This window comes from Pseudomonas sp. AC083 (assembly GCF_979253165.1).
Genome location: NZ_CEEDDH010000010.1, coordinates 177,378 through 193,694, shown reverse-complemented (window position 1 = coordinate 193,694; position 16,317 = coordinate 177,378). Strand labels below are relative to the sequence as shown.

The following is a 16,317-nucleotide window of genomic DNA, read 5'->3' as shown; positions in this document are numbered from 1 at the left end:
TCATCTTCGGCCTTTGTGTCTCAAGGATGAACACCTGCATGACCGCTCCCGAACGTCGTCTGCTGCCAAACGCAGCGGACAAAACCGCCCTCAAAGCCATCGCCAACACCATTGTGCAGAACTGCCCAAGTCTGCTCGATGCGGCCAGGCAAGTTGCGATCGAACTGCTGACCGACAAAGGGCTGTCCGGCCTTGATCCCGACCAGGTTTATTTCCATCGATTCAAAACGGCGCAAAGCAGCACGCTGACCTTTACCGGTTGGGAACACTTGCTGGAAAAGCCTTATGAAACGCTCACGCTCACGCAGTTGGTGATCCATCGATTTCGTGCGACCGATCAAGACAACGCAGATTTGCTGGGCCTTTACTGTGGCTTCTACTCGGATGGCCCGGACGCGGAGAATTTCAATCAGGACAACGAAGTGCGACTGCTTGGCAGCGATGTGCTGAAGGCATTCTGGGCCGTTGATTTCAGCACGCGTTACAGCGATCAATTGGCCAAATTCTGGCAAACCTCGTCGGAAGATTTCCGCGCCATGGCCAAGTGCAGTTTCCTCAGTCAGGCGGTGCAGGCGCTGCAACAGGGGGACGTTGACGGCAATGATTTTCAACGCATCGTCAGCTCGCTGATCGGCCCCGTTACCTGGCCGGTAACCCTGCAAATGCTCCGATCGACGTACCCGGTCGGCGCGCAGGTGCGCACGCTGGATCTGGACGGTCACGTCGCCACCAACGTGCTGCGTCTGGTCGAAGACAGTGGCCGGCAGACCCTTTACCTGCCGGGACAAGCCCAGGCCTTTCGGCTGATGGACACTGCGGCGGATCTGCACTGGTGGTTGCTCGAACAGATGAATTCAGAGCAGAAACGCCCTTTGTTTCTCAAGCACTTCTCGCTGGCTGACAGCAATCACATCACTGAGAACCTCACTGATCTGATGAACCGTTTGGTGAGCACCTGGGGCTACAGCGATCACCGGATGATCAACCGCAGCAACGTTGCGATCAGCGGTGACGCCTTCACGTGGTTAAGCGATTCGACTCGCGCGGGCATGGCTGCCGAGGCGCATCTGGTGCTCACGTCCAACAGTGATCTGCGCAAGAAACTCTGGACCGGGTATCTGAGCGCCGGGCTGAAAGTGTTCGGCCCGATGGCGGCCGTGGGCTGGCCCGTGGCTTTGCCCTTGATCGGCGCCGGCGTCGCGAACATGGGGCTGAACATCGATCAGGCGATCAACGGCATTACGGCGACCGAACGTAGAGCCGGGGTGATCGGTGCGGTGCTCAGCGCGATCGAAACCGTATTCAATGTGCCGTTCCTGATCGGCACCGGCGCGCAACTGGAAGTCGGGCCACAGGTCGAGTATGCCGAGGCTGAAGAGATGCGCGGGCTGGTCGAACTTGCCTCGGCTGACACGCGATTATTGCCACCTGTGGATCCGCCATCCGTCACAGCGGCTGAAGAAGCAAGCAGCGAGTTGGCAAACGAGATACCCAGCGGGGCGACATTCGTCGACGTCACTGAGCCCTTGAATACGCCTGCCACACGGCAAGGTTCGACATTTCCACAAGTACCTGCCAGCTATCGATGCAACGAGTTACTTGCGCAACATTCCGTAGAGGCGACGCCGGGTAAATACGAAGGCATTTACCGCCTCGACAAAGAGCCCGGCCATGCCATCGAAATGGATGGTGCCGCCTATTACGTGCGCTACTTCGCCGACTCGCAGGACAGCGGCAACTGGGCAATCATCAATCCCGAGCGCCCCAATCAGTTCGCTTATTCGTTGCCGGTCCGCCTGGGAAGCGCTGGCAAGTGGGAGCGCATGCCTGCGCTGCGGCTGCGCGGAGGCGGTCAATGCGTGGGCAAGGCGTGTGCGCCGGAGACAGATTTGAGCCCTTCTGAGGCAACACCATCGGTGGATCTGCCACGCGTCGAACCGCTTCCAGGCGTTCCGTGCCCGCTGCGCCTGGTTACGGCGCTCAAAGATATTTCAGAGACGGAAAAACCCGGAATGAGGAGATGGGCAATGAACTTGCCCAACGCTTCTGCCGAGTCAACAAGCGCTGGACGCCGTTATTTACTGGCTACCGATCGTTACCAGGCGCATTTCAGCGAACAACGAACAGCACTGCTGAACAACGCAGGAGAATTCTTTCGAGAGCTGAAATGGACAAATCTGCCGGGACGGCCGCTCATTCCGCAAATCGATCCCTTGATGCAAACCGAAGAGCTGATAGATCTGATGTTTGCCAATACCGATGGACTGGCGGTCGGTGAAACCCTCGATCGCATCGCCAGCATGCGCTTCATGATCGAGAACATGCCAACGTTCGCGCGGCATATCAGAACGCTCTACGTGCGTGGATTGCTGAGTGATTTCGCCCAAGAGGACCTCAACCATTTCTACCTCTCTGGAGACATGTCAGAGAACCTCACTACCTATTTGTCCAGCCTGGGTACCGACCCTGAGAACCGGTTCAACATGCTCGAATTGATCAGGTCTGCCCAAGCCAATGGCGTCCGCGTCCATGGACTGGACGCAGCACAAACCTGCACGCTGAAAGTCCCACTCACTTCGATCGAAGAGCAGATGATCAAGACCCGCCTGGCAACGCAGATCATGGAGCGTGACAAGCTCCTCAACAGACCCGGCAAGTGGGTGGCTCTGGTCGATGCCACGAACACCAATACCTTCAGGGACCTGCCAGGCATAAGCGAACTCAGGGGCGGTATCGGTTTGCGCATCGAAGAAGTCTGGCCCGACGAGGCAGCCGACGTCAGGATTGACCCGGGCGTGGAAGTCGCTCGCGGTCCGTTTCACAACGGGGCGACGACAAGCAACGCCTTCGACCCTCTGTTCGCTGACCTGCGATTGCAGGTCAAGGCCCCCGTGCCGCCATGGAATGACGCTACGCTGGAAAAGCTTCTGCATCGCAATGGCATGTTCGTGATACGAAAAACAGCACCCGGCACATACACACTCGTGCGGCGCAACAGCGCCAGCAACATCGTGCAAACAAGGGTGCATTGCACCGCAGATGGCCGGTTTTATATCTGGGACCAGTCGATGCGCCGCATCACCGGCATGATATTCCGCGACATCGCCGCAGTAGCCGAGCGCCTGATCGAGCTCGGCATGACCCTGCAAAGTCGTTTACCCGCCTGACCTGTTTGCAGGGGTCTGAAACGAAAAAACCCTTGGCTTCACGCCAAGGGTTTTTCGTTATTCGAACCGCAGCGGGATCACTCCCACTCAATCGTCGCCGGCGGCTTGCTCGACACGTCGTAAGTAACGCGGGAGATGCCTTCGATTTCGTTGATGATGCGGCCGGAAACGGTTTCCAGCAGTTCGTAAGGCAGGTGTGCCCAACGCGCGGTCATGAAGTCGATAGTTTCCACGGCACGCAGGGCCACGACCCAGGCGTAACGGCGGCCGTCACCGACCACGCCGACCGATTTGACTGGCTGGAATACTACGAACGCCTGGCTGACCTTGTGGTACCAGTCGGCCTTGCGCAATTCTTCGATGAAGATGTGGTCGGCGCGACGCAGCAGGTCGGCGTATTCCTTTTTCACTTCACCGAGGATGCGCACGCCCAGGCCCGGGCCCGGGAACGGGTGACGGTAGACCATGTCGTACGGCAGGCCCAGCTCCAGGCCCAGACGACGGACTTCGTCCTTGAACAGTTCGCGCAGGGGCTCGACCAGTTTCAGGTTCATTTCTTCCGGCAGGCCGCCCACGTTGTGGTGCGACTTGATCACGTGGGCCTTGCCGCTTTTCGCGCCAGCCGACTCGATCACATCCGGGTAGATGGTGCCCTGAGCGAGGTACTTGATGTTGTCCAGCTTGCACGATTCGGCATCGAACACGTCGATGAAAGTGCGGCCGATGATCTTGCGCTTCTTCTCCGGGTCGGCTTCGCCGGCCAGGTTGTTGAGGAACTGCTCCTCAGCGTTGGCGCGGATTACCTTGACGCCCATGTTCTCGGCGAACATGGCCATCACTTGCTCGCCTTCGTGCAGACGCAGCAGGCCGTTGTCGACGAAGACGCAGGTCAGCTGATCGCCGATGGCCTTGTGCAGCAGCGCGGCAACCACCGAGGAGTCAACGCCGCCGGACAGGCCCAGCAGCACGTTGTCGGTGCCAACCTGGGCGCGGATGTTGGCGATGGCGTCTTCAGCGATCTTCGACGGCGTCCACAGGGCTTCACAGCCGCAGATGTCGAGCACGAAGCGCGACAGAATGCGACCGCCCTGCTTGGTGTGGGTCACTTCCGGGTGGAACTGCACGCCGTAGTAAGCGCGGTCGTCGTTGAACATACCGGCGATCGGGCAGCTTGGGGTGCTGGCGAGGATGTGGAAGTCTTCCGGCATCTTCGTGACTTTGTCACCGTGGCTCATCCACACGTCGAGGCCGAACAGGCCGTCGGCGTCGATGTGGTCTTCGATGCCGTCGAGCAGGCGGCTCTTGCCGACCACGTCAACGCGGGCGTAACCGAACTCACGCAGTTCGGAACCTTCCACCTTGCCGCCCAGTTGCTCGGCCATGGTCTGCATGCCGTAGCAGATGCCGAACACCGGAACGCCCAGGTCGAACACTGCCTGCGGGCAGCGCGGGCTGTTGGCTTCGTGCACGGACTCGGGGCCGCCGGCGAGGATGACGCCTTTAGGGGCGAATTCGCGGATCGCATCTTCGTCCATGTCGAACGGGTGCAGTTCGCAGTACACGCCGATCTCGCGCACGCGGCGGGCAATCAGCTGGGTGTATTGCGAACCGAAGTCGAGGATCAGGATGCGGTGAGCGTGAATGTCGAGGGCCATGAAAGAAACTCTGAAAAGCAGTTGCAAGCTTCAAGCTGCAAGCTGCAAGTAATCGGAAGCCGAGCGGCACTGCTCTGACGCAGCACCGCTTGCAGCTTGTAACTTGTGGCTTAGAGCTGTCGGCGTCAGCCGACCCGGTAGTTCGGCGCTTCCTTGGTGATCTGCACGTCGTGAACGTGGGACTCGGCCATGCCGGCACCGGTGATCCGCACGAACTCGGGCCTGGTACGCATTTCTTCGATGTTGGCGCTGCCGGTGTAACCCATCGAGGAACGCAGGCCGCCCATCAACTGGTGAATGATCGCGCTCAGGGTGCCTTTGTACGGCACACGGCCTTCGATGCCTTCCGGAACCAGTTTCTCGGCGCCTGCCGAGGAGTCCTGGAAGTAACGGTCGGACGAACCTTGAGCCTGGGACATGGCGCCCAGCGAACCCATGCCGCGATAAGCCTTGTACGAACGGCCCTGGAACAGTTCGATCTCGCCCGGGGCCTCTTCGGTACCGGCGAACATCGAGCCCATCATCACGCAGGACGCACCGGCCACGATGGCCTTGGACAGGTCACCGGAGAAACGGATACCACCGTCGGCGATCAACGGCACGCCAGTGCCTTCAAGGGCGGCGGCAACGTTGGCGATGGCGCTGATTTGCGGCACGCCGACACCGGCGACGATACGGGTGGTGCAGATCGAGCCAGGGCCGATACCGACCTTGACTGCGTCGGCGCCCGCTTCGGCCAAGGCCTTGGCGGCAGCGCCGGTGGCGATGTTGCCGCCGATCACCTGCACTTCAGGGAAGTTCTCTTTGACCCAGCGAACGCGGTCGATCACGCCTTTGGAGTGACCGTGTGCGGTGTCGACCACCACCACGTCCACGCCGGCGTTGACCAGTGCAGTCACGCGATCACCGGTGTCTTTACCGGTGCCGACCGCAGCGCCAACGCGCAGACGACCTTGATCGTCCTTGCTGGCCAGCGGGTAGGCCTTGGCTTTTTCGATGTCGTTGACGGTCATCATGCCTTTGAGGGCGAATTTGTCGTCGACGATCAACACGCGCTCGATGCGGTGCTTGTGCAGCAGTTCGCGTACGTCGTTCTTGTCGGCGCCTTCCTTGACCGTGACCAGACGCTCTTTAGGCGTCATCACTTCGCGGACAGTGGCTTCCAGACGGTTTTCGAAACGTACGTCGCGGGAGGTGACGATGCCGACCAGGTCGCCATCGTGCAAGACCGGAACGCCGGAGATATTGTGCAGACGGGTCAGTTCGAACAGATCACGCACCGTGGCATCGGCCTCGATGGTGATGGGATCCTTGACCACACCGGCTTCGAACTTCTTGACCTTGCGCACTTCGGCAGCTTGCTGCTCGATGGTCATGTTCTTGTGGATAATGCCGATGCCACCTTCCTGAGCCATGGCGATTGCCAGACGGGCTTCAGTAACGGTGTCCATGGCGGCAGAAACCAGAGGAATATTCAGTTCGATGCCACGGGTAAGACGGGTCTTGAGACTGACTTCGTTGGGAAGCACCTCGGAATAACCGGGCACTAGGAGAATGTCGTCGAATGTCAGAGCTTCTTGGCTGATACGCAGCATCGCGGGGGCTCCCGAGCGGGAAAATGGAAGCGCGCCATTATAGTCAGACACCCCCTGCTGTTCAATGTAAAACTCAGCCTAATTGATAGATGGAAAAGCCCGGCCCTACAGCTCCACCTTGACCCAAGAGACAGGTTGATCGAGCCAATCGGCGAACTCGTCGATAAAGCTCTGCTTGAACCCCGCCTCCAGCCAATTGTTGAAAATGAAGCCGAGGTTGGAAAACGCGCATTCCTGCAAAAACAGGAAGCCGTTGATGTCGTCCTCGTGCCCGCATTCCGGGCAGGTGAAATTGTCGGTGCGCCCTGGAAACCAGTCTTCTAGACTTTCGAACAGCGCCTCGCCCACTTCGCGGCGGCACTGCGCGCAACCGGCCTCTTCGAGAAAGCCTTTGGCCGGGGTGTAGATGCAGCGTTTGGTGACGATCTCCAGGCCATTGATCGGCTCGCCGAACGGCAGCGCTTGCGGATGCAGCACCACAGCGCGAGCACCATCAGCGATGGCGTGCGCCATACGGTTGCCGGTGCGGCCGCAGGTGGTCAACTGTTCTTCGATGATGTTCTTGCGCACCAGCCAGCGCACGATCGCCCGCGCCCGGGGCTCGTGCACCGGCAGGGTGGAGATTTTCGGGACGATGATGCTTTGCGAGTTCATGGGAAATCCTGCGGTGTGACTTCTGACGCCTTCGCGAGCAAGCTCGCTCCCACAGAGATTGCATGCCAATGTGGGAGCGAGCTTGCTCGCGAAGAGGCCCTGAAGGCCGGCAGCTTAATCCCTGACGAAATCCGGTCAAGTGCTGAAATAGCGCACGATCAACGCGATGCCGCTGGCCAGCACCAGCCAAGTCACCAGCCGCACAAACGCCTCGCGCGACAATTTCATGGTAAGCCGCCGGCCGATCCACAAGCCCAGCGCCATGGCCGGCAACAGACACAGCGCCAGCATCAACAAGGGTAGCTCGGCATACACACCGGCGATGACAAACAGACTCAAGCGCACCACGGTGCTGCAACTGATCAAGGCACTTTGCGTGGCCCGCGCCGCGTCCTTGGGCAGGCGGCTGTTCAGATAGATCGCGTAAAGAAAGCCGCCACTGCCAAACAACGCGCCGAACAACCCGCCCACTGTGCCCATCGGCACCGCCCACGCTGCCGACAACTGTGCCGGCCGCGCTTTCACCCACAGGCTGTAAACCGCATAGGCGCTGATAAACAGCCCCATCAAAAGCAGTAACAGATCGGATTTCAGATTCAGCAGGAAGATCACCCCCAACGTGCAACCGATCGCCATGCACGGCAGCAGCCTGAGCAATTCCGGCTTGGCGACGTCGCGCCGCGAGGGCAGCAGATTGCCGAATGCCGCGACGAAATCGAGCAGCACCAGCAGCGGCACGATTTTCGACAGTGGCATGAACAGGATCAGCATCGGCCCCGCGACCAGGGCAGTGCCGAAACCGGCGATGCCGAAGACGATGTAGGCCAGGGCAATGGCCACCCCGATGACCGCCCAACCGCCAGCGCCCCACGACCACGCCCCCAACAGCTCCATCACGCTCATCAACGCGTTTCCTTTATAAGACCGCCGACGGTTACGACTGACACTCGCCCTGTAGGAGCTGCCGAAGGCTGCGATCTTTTGATCTTGATGCTGAAAAAGCAAGATCAAAAGCTCGCAGCCTCGTTGCACTCGACAGCTCCTACAGGGTTCGTGCAATGAGCAGAAGAATGCCTTTAAACTGCGCCCCATGATTAAAGATCCCTTTGCAAGACTTGGCCTGGACCGTGAAGTCCTGACCGTCAGCCAGCTCAACGGCCGCGCGCGGGTGTTGCTTGAAGACGTGTTCAGCAACATCTGGGTCGAAGGCGAAATCTCCAACCTCGCACGCCCGGCGTCCGGCCACGTCTACTTCACCCTCAAGGACAGCGGCGCGCAGGTGCGTTGCGCGTTGTTCCGGCAGAACGCCGCCCGCGTGCGCCAAGCGTTGAAGGACGGTCTGGCGGTCAAGGTGCGCGGCAAGGTTTCGCTGTTCGAAGGCCGTGGCGACTATCAGCTGATCCTCGACACCGTGGAGCCGGCCGGTGACGGCGCGCTACGTCTGGCCTTCGATGCGCTGAAGGAAAAGCTCAGCGCCGAAGGCCTGTTCAGTGCCGAACGCAAAGTGCCGCTGCCCGCGCATCCGCAGCGCATCGGCATCATCAGTTCGCCAACCGGCGCGGTGATTCGCGACATCATCAGCGTATTCCGCCGCCGTGCGCCGCAGGTGCAACTGACCCTGATTCCGACCGCCGTACAGGGCCGCGAGGCCACCGCGCAAATCGTCCGCGCGCTGAAAATGGCCGATGCCCGCGGCTTCGACGCGCTGATCCTCGCCCGTGGCGGCGGCTCGCTGGAAGACCTCTGGTGCTTCAACGAGGAAGCGGTGGCGCGCGCGGTCGATGCCTGTGTCACGCCGATCGTCAGTGCCGTCGGCCATGAAACCGATGTTTCGATCAGCGATTTTGTCGCCGACGTTCGCGCCCCCACGCCCTCGGCCGCCGCCGAACTGCTCGCCCCGGATTCCAGCCATCTGATTCGTCAGGTCGAGAGCCTGCACCGGCGTCTGGTGATGCGCATGCGTGATCGCTTGATGCGTGATCGCCTGCGTCTGGAAGGCATGGCGCGACGGTTGCGCCATCCCGGCGAACGTCTGCGCCAGCAGGCGCAGCGTCTGGATGATCTGGACATGCGCATGCGCCGGGCTTTCGAACGCAGCCTCAATACCCGCCGCGAACGCCTGATCCGCCTGGAAACCCGTCTCGCCGGGCAACATCCGGGGCGCCAACTGGCCATGCTTCGCCAGCGCCTCGACAGTCTTGCCGAACGCCTGCCCCGGGCCATGCGCGATGCTTTGAAACAGCGTCGGCAGCAATTGCACAGTCAGATGCAGACCCTGCACGTGGTCAGCCCATTGGCGACTCTCGGTCGCGGTTACAGCATTCTGCTCGACGAGCGCGGCCACGCGATTCGCAACGCTGCGCAGACCCACACCGGCCAGCGTCTGAAAGCCAAGCTCGGCGAAGGCGAACTGCAAGTGCGCGTCGAGGACAATCACCTGACGCCCGTCACCCTCTCTTTACTGGACTGATCCATGCCGCGTTTTCTCGCTTCGCTGCTGTTGCTCTGCCTGACCTTCAACGCCCACGCCGACAGTTACATCACCCGGCTGCTGAACAAACCGGTGCCGGGCGGCGTCGCCGTGGTGGATCTGGGCACTGCCGCGCAGGCGCCGAAAGCTTCTTATCAGGGCAAACCGGTGCTGGTGGTCAAAGAGCAGAACAACTGGTTGGCAATCGTTGGCGTGCCGCTGACGGTCAAGCCTGGCGCGCAGCAGATCAGCAGTGGCGGGCGCAATCTGCCATTCACCGTGGGCAGCAAGAAATACCCGGAACAGCACATCACCCTGAAGAACAAACAGCAGGTCAATCCGAACGCCGACAACCTCAAGCGCATTGAGGGTGAACTGGCGGAACAGATCGCGGCTTACCGCAGTTTCAGCCCGAACACGCCGAGCAATCTGCTGCTGGACAAACCGGTCAACGGGCCGCTGTCGAGCAAGTTTGGCGTGCGTCGTTTCTTCAATGGCGAAGAACGTAATCCTCATGCCGGTCTCGATTTCGCAGTGCCCGCGGGCACGCCGATCAAGACCCCGGCGGCGGGCAAGGTGATTCTGATCGGCAATTACTTCTTCAACGGCAACACGGTGTTCGTTGACCATGGCCAGGGCTTTATCAGCATGTTCTGCCACATGTCGAAGATCGACGTGAAGAACGGCCAGCAACTGGCCCGTGGCGCGGTGGTGGGCAAGGTCGGCGCGACCGGCCGCGCGACCGGGCCGCATATGCACTGGAACGTCAGCCTGAATGATGCGCGGGTGGATCCGGCGATTTTCATTGGGGCTTTTCAACCCTGAATCATTGGTTGGGCTACCGGCGCCTTCGCGAGCAGGCTCGCTCCCACAGGGGTATCTTTGATGTCAATAAGATCCTGTGTGGGAGCGAGCCTGCTCGCGAAGGCCGCCTATAAAACACCGCCATACTCAATGAATCTCCAAAAACTCAATTGCGCCCCACTCTAGCCTTACGCAAACATCAACAACTTCCACCGCCTTAAGCGCAATAAAATCCCGCAAAAACTCTCTTCCCGAGTATTCCTCTCAATTTTTTACGACTGCTTGCCATCCTTTCCCCTCGCGGTTAGGGTTGAAGCCATGAAAACCTCTCACACCCTCATTCAGCTTCGCCAGCACCGCAGCCTGTGCCTCGTCAGTGCACGACTGCCAGGCTGAATCGCTGCGCCTCGTCCCACGCTTTTCCAAGAACATTCGTTCAACCGGCAGGCCGCCTCTTTTCGGCCCAGACAACAAGGAATTTCCCGATGAGCATGCTCAAAGACCCGTCTTCGAAATACCGCGCGTTTCCCGTCATCAACCTGCCGGATCGCACCTGGCCGTCGAAAACCATCGACGCCGCGCCGATCTGGTGCAGCTCCGACCTGCGTGACGGCAACCAGTCGCTGATCGAACCGATGGACGCGGCGAAGAAGCTGCGCTTCTGGAAAACCCTGGTGCAGGTGGGCGTGAAGGAAATCGAAGCGTCGTTCCCCGCCGCGTCGCAAACCGACTTCGACTTCGTGCGTACCCTGATCGAAGAAGGCCACATCCCCGACGACACCACCATTCAGGTGCTGACCCAGGGCCGTGAAGACCTGATCGAGCGCACCTTCGAATCCCTGCGCGGGGCGAAGAAAGCCATCGTTCACCTGTACAACGCCACCTCGCCTTCTTTCCGTCGCATCGTCTTCAACCAGGACAAGGACGGCATCAAGGCCATCGCGGTTAACGCCGCCAAGCTGTTCGTCAAATATGCGGCCATGCAGCCGGAAACCGAGTGGACCTTCGAATACTCGCCGGAAACCTTCAGCGCTACCGAGCTGGAATTCGCCAAAGAAGTATGTGACGCCGTGATCGAGGTGTGGAACCCGACGCCTGAGCACAAGATGATCCTCAACCTGCCGGCCACCGTTGAGTGCGCGACCCCGAACATCTATGCCGACCAGATCGAGTGGTTCGGCCGCAATATCAACCGTCGTGACAGCGTGATCATCAGCCTGCACACCCACAACGACCGTGGCACCGGCGTCGCGGCCACCGAGCTGGGCCTGATGGCTGGGGCCGATCGCGTCGAAGGCTGCCTGTTCGGCAACGGCGAGCGCACCGGTAACGTCGACCTCGTCACCGTCGCGCTGAACATGTACACCCAGGGCGTAGACCCTGAGCTGGACTTCTCCGACATCGACGGCGTGCGCAAAGTTGTCGAAGAGTGCAACCAGATTCAGGTGCACCCTCGTCATCCATACGTTGGCGATCTGGTGCACACCGCGTTCTCCGGCTCGCACCAGGATGCAATCCGCAAGGGCTTCGCCCAGCAGAAACCGGACACCCTGTGGGAAGTGCCGTACCTGCCGATCGACCCGGCCGACATCGGTCGCAGCTACGAGGCGGTGATCCGCGTCAACAGCCAGTCGGGCAAGGGCGGCATCGCTTACTTGCTGGAACAGGAATACGGCATCAGCCTGCCACGCCGCATGCAGATCGAGTTCAGCCAGGTCGTACAGCGTGAGACCGACCGCCTGGGCCTGGAGATGACCGCCAAGCAGATTCACTCGCTGTTGATCAGCGAATACCTGCAGGCCAACACCCCGTACGCGTTGGTCAGCCATCGTTTGCAGGAAGAGAACGGCAACAGCGCCGTCGAAGTCGAAGTAGCCAGCAAAGGTCAGGGCGAAACCAACCTGCACTGGCGCGGCAAGGGCAACGGCGCGCTGGAAGCACTGGTCGCCGGCCTGCCGATTCCGGTGGAAATCATGGACTACAACGAACACGCGATCGGCGCGGGCACCAATGCCAAAGCAGCGGCCTACATCGAACTGCGGGTGAACGGTGAACGTGCGGTGCACGGCGTGGGTATCGATGAAAACATCACCACCGCCAGCTTCAAGGCATTGTTCAGCGCACTGAACCGTTCGCTGAGCCAGCCAGAGGCAAAAGCAGCGTAATCGACCGCTGAAATGCGAAAGGCCCCGGAGTGCAAACTCCGGGGCCTTTTTTTGTAGATCAAAGGATGCGATCGTTCCCATGCTCCGCGTGGGAATGCCTCAAGGGACGCTCCGCGTCCAGTGACGCGGAGCGTCACGGGCTGCATTCCCACGCAGAGCGTGGGAACGATCGGCTGCCTCAGGTGAACTCAAACGTGTCGGCATCCAGATTCGCCGGAAAGCGCTCGCGATACGCCGCCAACGGCGCCGCTTCCACAACCACCTTGAACACGCCATCCGCCTCCCCCGCCGCCAGCAACGTCTCGCCCTGAAAATCCAGCACCTGACTGTCGCCGGTATAGGCGAAGCCTTTGCCGTCGCTGCCCACCCGATTTACCGCTGCCACGTAGCAGAGATTTTCAATCGCTCGTGCCGGCAGCAGGCGGTTCCAGTGCAGACGCCGTGCGCCCGGCCAATTGGCGGTGTACAGCAGCAGATCGGTGTCCTGCGCGTCCCTGCTCCACACCGGGAAGCGCAGGTCGTAGCAGATCAGCGGACGAATCCGCCAACCCTTGAGCTCGAACTGCACCTGCCGCTCGCCGGGCGTGTAATGGTTGTGCTCGCCGGCCATGCGGAACAGGTGACGCTTGTCGTAATGCAGCACTTCGCCGTCCGGCCGCGCCCAGAGCAAGCGGTTGCGATGGCTGCCGTCGGCCGCCTGAATGATCACGCTGCCAGTGATGACCGCATCGAACTTGGCCGCCTGCGCCCGCAGCCATTTGCTGGTCGGGCCGTTTTCGGCTTCGGCGAGGGTTTCCGATTCCATCGAGAATCCGGTGGTGAACATCTCCGGCAGGATGATCAGATCAGCGCCCCGGGCCTGCTCCAGCAGCAGCTCGAAATGCTCGAGATTGGCCTGGCGGTCGTGCCAGACCAGGCTGGTCTGGATCAGCGCCAGGGTCAGGTCTGGCAATGCACTCAGATCACGCATAGTTTCGCCGCCGCTTCACGCAGCGTCTCCTCGCGTTTGGCAAAGCACAGGCGTATCAGGCGCTGGCCTTGCGGTGGATGCTGGTAGAACACCGACACCGGAATGCTCGCGACACCGTGCTCGCGAGTCATCCACATGGCCATGTCGACATCATTCAGATCAGGACAGATCTGCGAATAATCGACCAATTGGAAATAGGTGCCGGTGACTCGGGTAAAACTGAAGCGCGACGGCGCGAGCAGATCGCAGAACAGATCGCGCTTGGCCTGATAGAAACCCGGCAGCTCTTCAACGTGCTCCGGGTGCTCGGCCATGTAATCGGCCAGCGCGTATTGCAGCGGCGTGACGCCACAGAAACTGACGTACTGATGCACCTTGCGCAATTCGGCTGTCAGGGCTGGCGGGGCGACGACATAGCCGGTTTTCCAGCCGGTGACGTGGTACGTCTTGCCGAACGAACTGACCACGAACGCGCGCTGATACAGCTCTTCATGGGCCAGCACGCTGACATGTGGCATGCCGTCGAAAACCAAGTGCTCGTAGACTTCGTCGCTGATCAGATAGATGTCGCGGTCACGGATCAACGCCGCCAGTTGATCGAGCTCGGCGCGGCTGATCAATGCGCCGCTGGGGTTGTGCGGGGTGTTGATGACGATCATTTTCGTCCGCGGGCTCAGGGCCGCGGCGAGCTGGTCGAAATCGATGGAGAAATCGACCGGATTCAGCTGCACATGCACGCAACGACCACCCGCCAGCTCCGTTGCCGGTGCGTAACTGTCGTAGCACGGATCGAAGACGATGACTTCATCGCAGCTGTGGATAACGGCCTGAATCGCGCAGAAGATCGCCTGGGTCGCGCCGGGTGTTACCGTCACTTCATGATCGGCATCGACAGTCACGCCGTAGCTGCGGGCGATCTTGGCCGCGATCTGCTGACGCAATGCCGGCAAACCGGTCATCGGCGAATACTGGTTATGGCCACTGGCGATATGCCGCCCGACCGCATCACGCAACGACTGCGGGCCGTCGAAATCCGGGAAACCCTGGGACAGGTTGATCGCGCCGGTCTGCGCCGCGAGCTGAGACATCTGCGTGAAAATAGTGATGCCGACATTCGGCAGCTTGCTGGTGATCATCGGAGGCCCCTTGCAGGTGAGCTGCAAGTTTCAAGCGTCAAGCTGCAAGCTGCAAGCAAAAACCCGCGCCCACAAAAAAGGGCTTCATACGAAGCCCTCTCTGCTTTACCGCTTTTACTTGCAGCTTGCAGCTTGAAACTCGCAGCTGCTTCTACTTCTTGTCGCGGCGCTTCTTGCTGGCTTTCTTGTTGTGCGACATCAAGCGACGCTTCTTGTTGACCTGGCGGTCGGTCAGCGTGTTCTTGTTGCCTTCGTACGGGTTCTCGCCGCCCTTGAACTCGATGCGGATCGGCGTACCGACCAGCTTGAGTACACGGCGGTAAGTGTTTTCCAGATAGCGCACATACGACTTCGGCACTTTCTCGATCTGGTTACCGTGGATCACGATGATCGGCGGGTTCGCACCACCCAAGTGAGCGTAACGCAGCTTGATCCGGCGGTTGTTGACCATCGGTGGCGCGTGCTCGCCCACCGCATCTTCCAGAATCTGGGTGAGACGGTTGGTCGGCCAGCGGGTAACCGCCGACTTGAACGAGTTCTGCACCGAGGCGTAGAGGTTGCCCACGCCCGTGCCGTGCAACGCCGAGATGAAGTGAATGTCGGCGTAGTCGACAAAGAACAGCCGGCGTTGCAGCTCGACTTTCACGAAGTCGCGCTCGCTCGGCGTCATGCCGTCCCACTTGTTGATCGCGATGACCAGCGCACGACCGGATTCGATCGCGAAGCCCAGCAGGTTCAGGTCGTGATCGACCACACCCTCGCGGGCGTCCATCACGAAGATCACCACGTTGGCGTCTTTGATCGCCTGCAGGGTTTTGACCACGGAGAATTTTTCGACTTCTTCGTGGATCTTGCCGCGCTTGCGCACACCGGCAGTGTCGATCAGCGTGTACTTCTCTTCATTGCGCTCGAACGGAATGTAGATGCTGTCGCGGGTGGTGCCCGGCTGGTCATACACGATGACGCGGTCTTCACCGAGCATGCGGTTGACCAGGGTCGACTTGCCGACGTTCGGACGGCCGATGATGGCGATCTTGATCCCGTCTTTCTCGCTCGGGCCAGGAATGCGCTTGGCTTCCTCGCCTTCGGCAACGACTTCTTCCTCTTCGCCTTCAGCCGGCTCGTCATCATCACGCGGGAATTCGCTCAGAGCGGCTTCCAGCAATTGCGTGATGCCACGGCCATGGGCGCCGGCGATCGGGATCGCGTGGCCCATGCCCAGCGGGGCGAATTCGGCGCGGGCCATTTCCGGGTCGATGTTGTCGACCTTGTTGGCAACCACGTGGGAACGCTTGTTACGTTTGCGCAAATGCTCGGCGATCATCTGGTCGGCAGCGGTAAAACCGGCCTTGGCATCTACCAGAAACAGCACCACATCGGCTTCTTCGATGGCCAGCAGCGACTGCTCGGCCATTTTTTCGTCCATACCATGTTCGTCACCGGAGATACCGCCGGTGTCGATCAGAATGTAGGAACGCCCTTGCCACTTGGCCTCACCGTACTGGCGATCACGGGTCAGACCGGACAGGTCGCCGACGATGGCGTCACGAGTCCTGGTCAGGCGGTTGAACAAGGTGGACTTGCCGACGTTCGGTCGGCCCACCAGGGCGATTACGGGAACCATGCGGCTCTCCACTTCGTTATTTCAGAAAATACAAAAGCCGCTGCGAGGCAGCGGCTGGTGCTCGGGGCAACACCCGG

Annotated in this window: 11 protein-coding genes; 4 read left to right on the top strand and 7 right to left on the bottom strand. The window is 60.4% G+C overall.

What is annotated here, in order from left to right; all coding sequences use genetic code 11:
* Window positions 1-38 precede the first annotated feature (38 nt).
* On the top strand, window positions 39-3,167 hold the full coding sequence (locus AC0IXA_RS16725) for a dermonecrotic toxin domain-containing protein (protein WP_471813924.1): 3,129 nt from the start codon (window positions 39-41) through the stop codon (window positions 3,165-3,167).
* 77 nt (window positions 3,168-3,244) lie between these two features.
* Here the strand turns inward: AC0IXA_RS16725 and guaA are convergent, their stop codons facing one another.
* The 4 genes from guaA to AC0IXA_RS16705 form a co-directional block, all read right to left on the bottom strand.
* The gene (gene guaA, locus AC0IXA_RS16720) at window positions 3,245-4,822 is read right to left on the bottom strand and encodes a glutamine-hydrolyzing GMP synthase (RefSeq protein WP_016773344.1); all 1,578 of its coding nucleotides are present in this window, start codon (window positions 4,820-4,822) and stop codon (window positions 3,245-3,247) included.
* Window positions 4,823-4,947: 125 nt separating this feature from the next.
* A complete protein-coding gene (gene guaB / locus AC0IXA_RS16715; protein ID WP_471813922.1) occupies window positions 4,948-6,417 on the bottom strand; it encodes an IMP dehydrogenase in 1,470 nt (489 codons plus the stop codon).
* Between the two features lie 105 nt (window positions 6,418-6,522).
* The gene (locus tag AC0IXA_RS16710; protein ID WP_263471237.1) at window positions 6,523-7,071 is read right to left on the bottom strand and encodes a sugar ABC transporter ATPase; all 549 of its coding nucleotides are present in this window, start codon (window positions 7,069-7,071) and stop codon (window positions 6,523-6,525) included.
* A gap of 135 nt (window positions 7,072-7,206) precedes the next feature.
* Window positions 7,207-7,974 (bottom strand): sulfite exporter TauE/SafE family protein, encoded by a 768-nt coding sequence (locus AC0IXA_RS16705; RefSeq protein ID WP_471813920.1) that lies wholly within the window; start codon window positions 7,972-7,974, stop codon window positions 7,207-7,209.
* A 187-nt stretch (window positions 7,975-8,161) separates the two neighbouring features.
* Between AC0IXA_RS16705 and xseA the strand changes: the two genes are divergently transcribed.
* From xseA to leuA, 3 genes are all read left to right on the top strand, one after another.
* On the top strand, window positions 8,162-9,541 hold the full coding sequence (gene xseA, locus AC0IXA_RS16700) for an exodeoxyribonuclease VII large subunit (RefSeq protein WP_024014206.1): 1,380 nt from the start codon (window positions 8,162-8,164) through the stop codon (window positions 9,539-9,541).
* A gap of 3 nt (window positions 9,542-9,544) precedes the next feature.
* Window positions 9,545-10,366 (top strand): peptidoglycan DD-metalloendopeptidase family protein, encoded by an 822-nt coding sequence (locus AC0IXA_RS16695; protein WP_217878787.1) that lies wholly within the window; start codon window positions 9,545-9,547, stop codon window positions 10,364-10,366.
* Between the two features lie 464 nt (window positions 10,367-10,830).
* Window positions 10,831-12,510 carry a 2-isopropylmalate synthase gene (gene leuA, locus AC0IXA_RS16690; RefSeq protein WP_133338429.1) on the top strand — a complete coding sequence of 560 codons (1,680 nt, stop codon included), beginning with the start codon at window positions 10,831-10,833 and terminating at the stop codon, window positions 12,508-12,510.
* A gap of 178 nt (window positions 12,511-12,688) precedes the next feature.
* Here leuA and AC0IXA_RS16685 read toward each other — a convergent pair whose 3' ends face one another.
* The 3 genes from AC0IXA_RS16685 to der all read right to left on the bottom strand — a co-directional run bounded on the left by AC0IXA_RS16685 (window position 12,689) and on the right by der (window position 16,240).
* Window positions 12,689-13,480: an amidohydrolase gene (locus AC0IXA_RS16685; protein ID WP_471813917.1), complete on the bottom strand. Its 792-nt coding sequence runs from the start codon at window positions 13,478-13,480 to the stop codon at window positions 12,689-12,691.
* The gene (locus tag AC0IXA_RS16680) at window positions 13,468-14,616 is read right to left on the bottom strand and encodes a pyridoxal phosphate-dependent aminotransferase (RefSeq protein WP_471813915.1); all 1,149 of its coding nucleotides are present in this window, start codon (window positions 14,614-14,616) and stop codon (window positions 13,468-13,470) included. The genes AC0IXA_RS16685 and AC0IXA_RS16680 overlap by 13 nt, the downstream gene beginning before the upstream one ends.
* Before the next feature lie 151 nt (window positions 14,617-14,767).
* Window positions 14,768-16,240, bottom strand: coding sequence for a ribosome biogenesis GTPase Der (gene der, locus AC0IXA_RS16675; RefSeq protein WP_024014210.1), 1,473 nt, complete (start codon window positions 16,238-16,240; stop codon window positions 14,768-14,770).
* Window positions 16,241-16,317 lie beyond the last annotated feature (77 nt).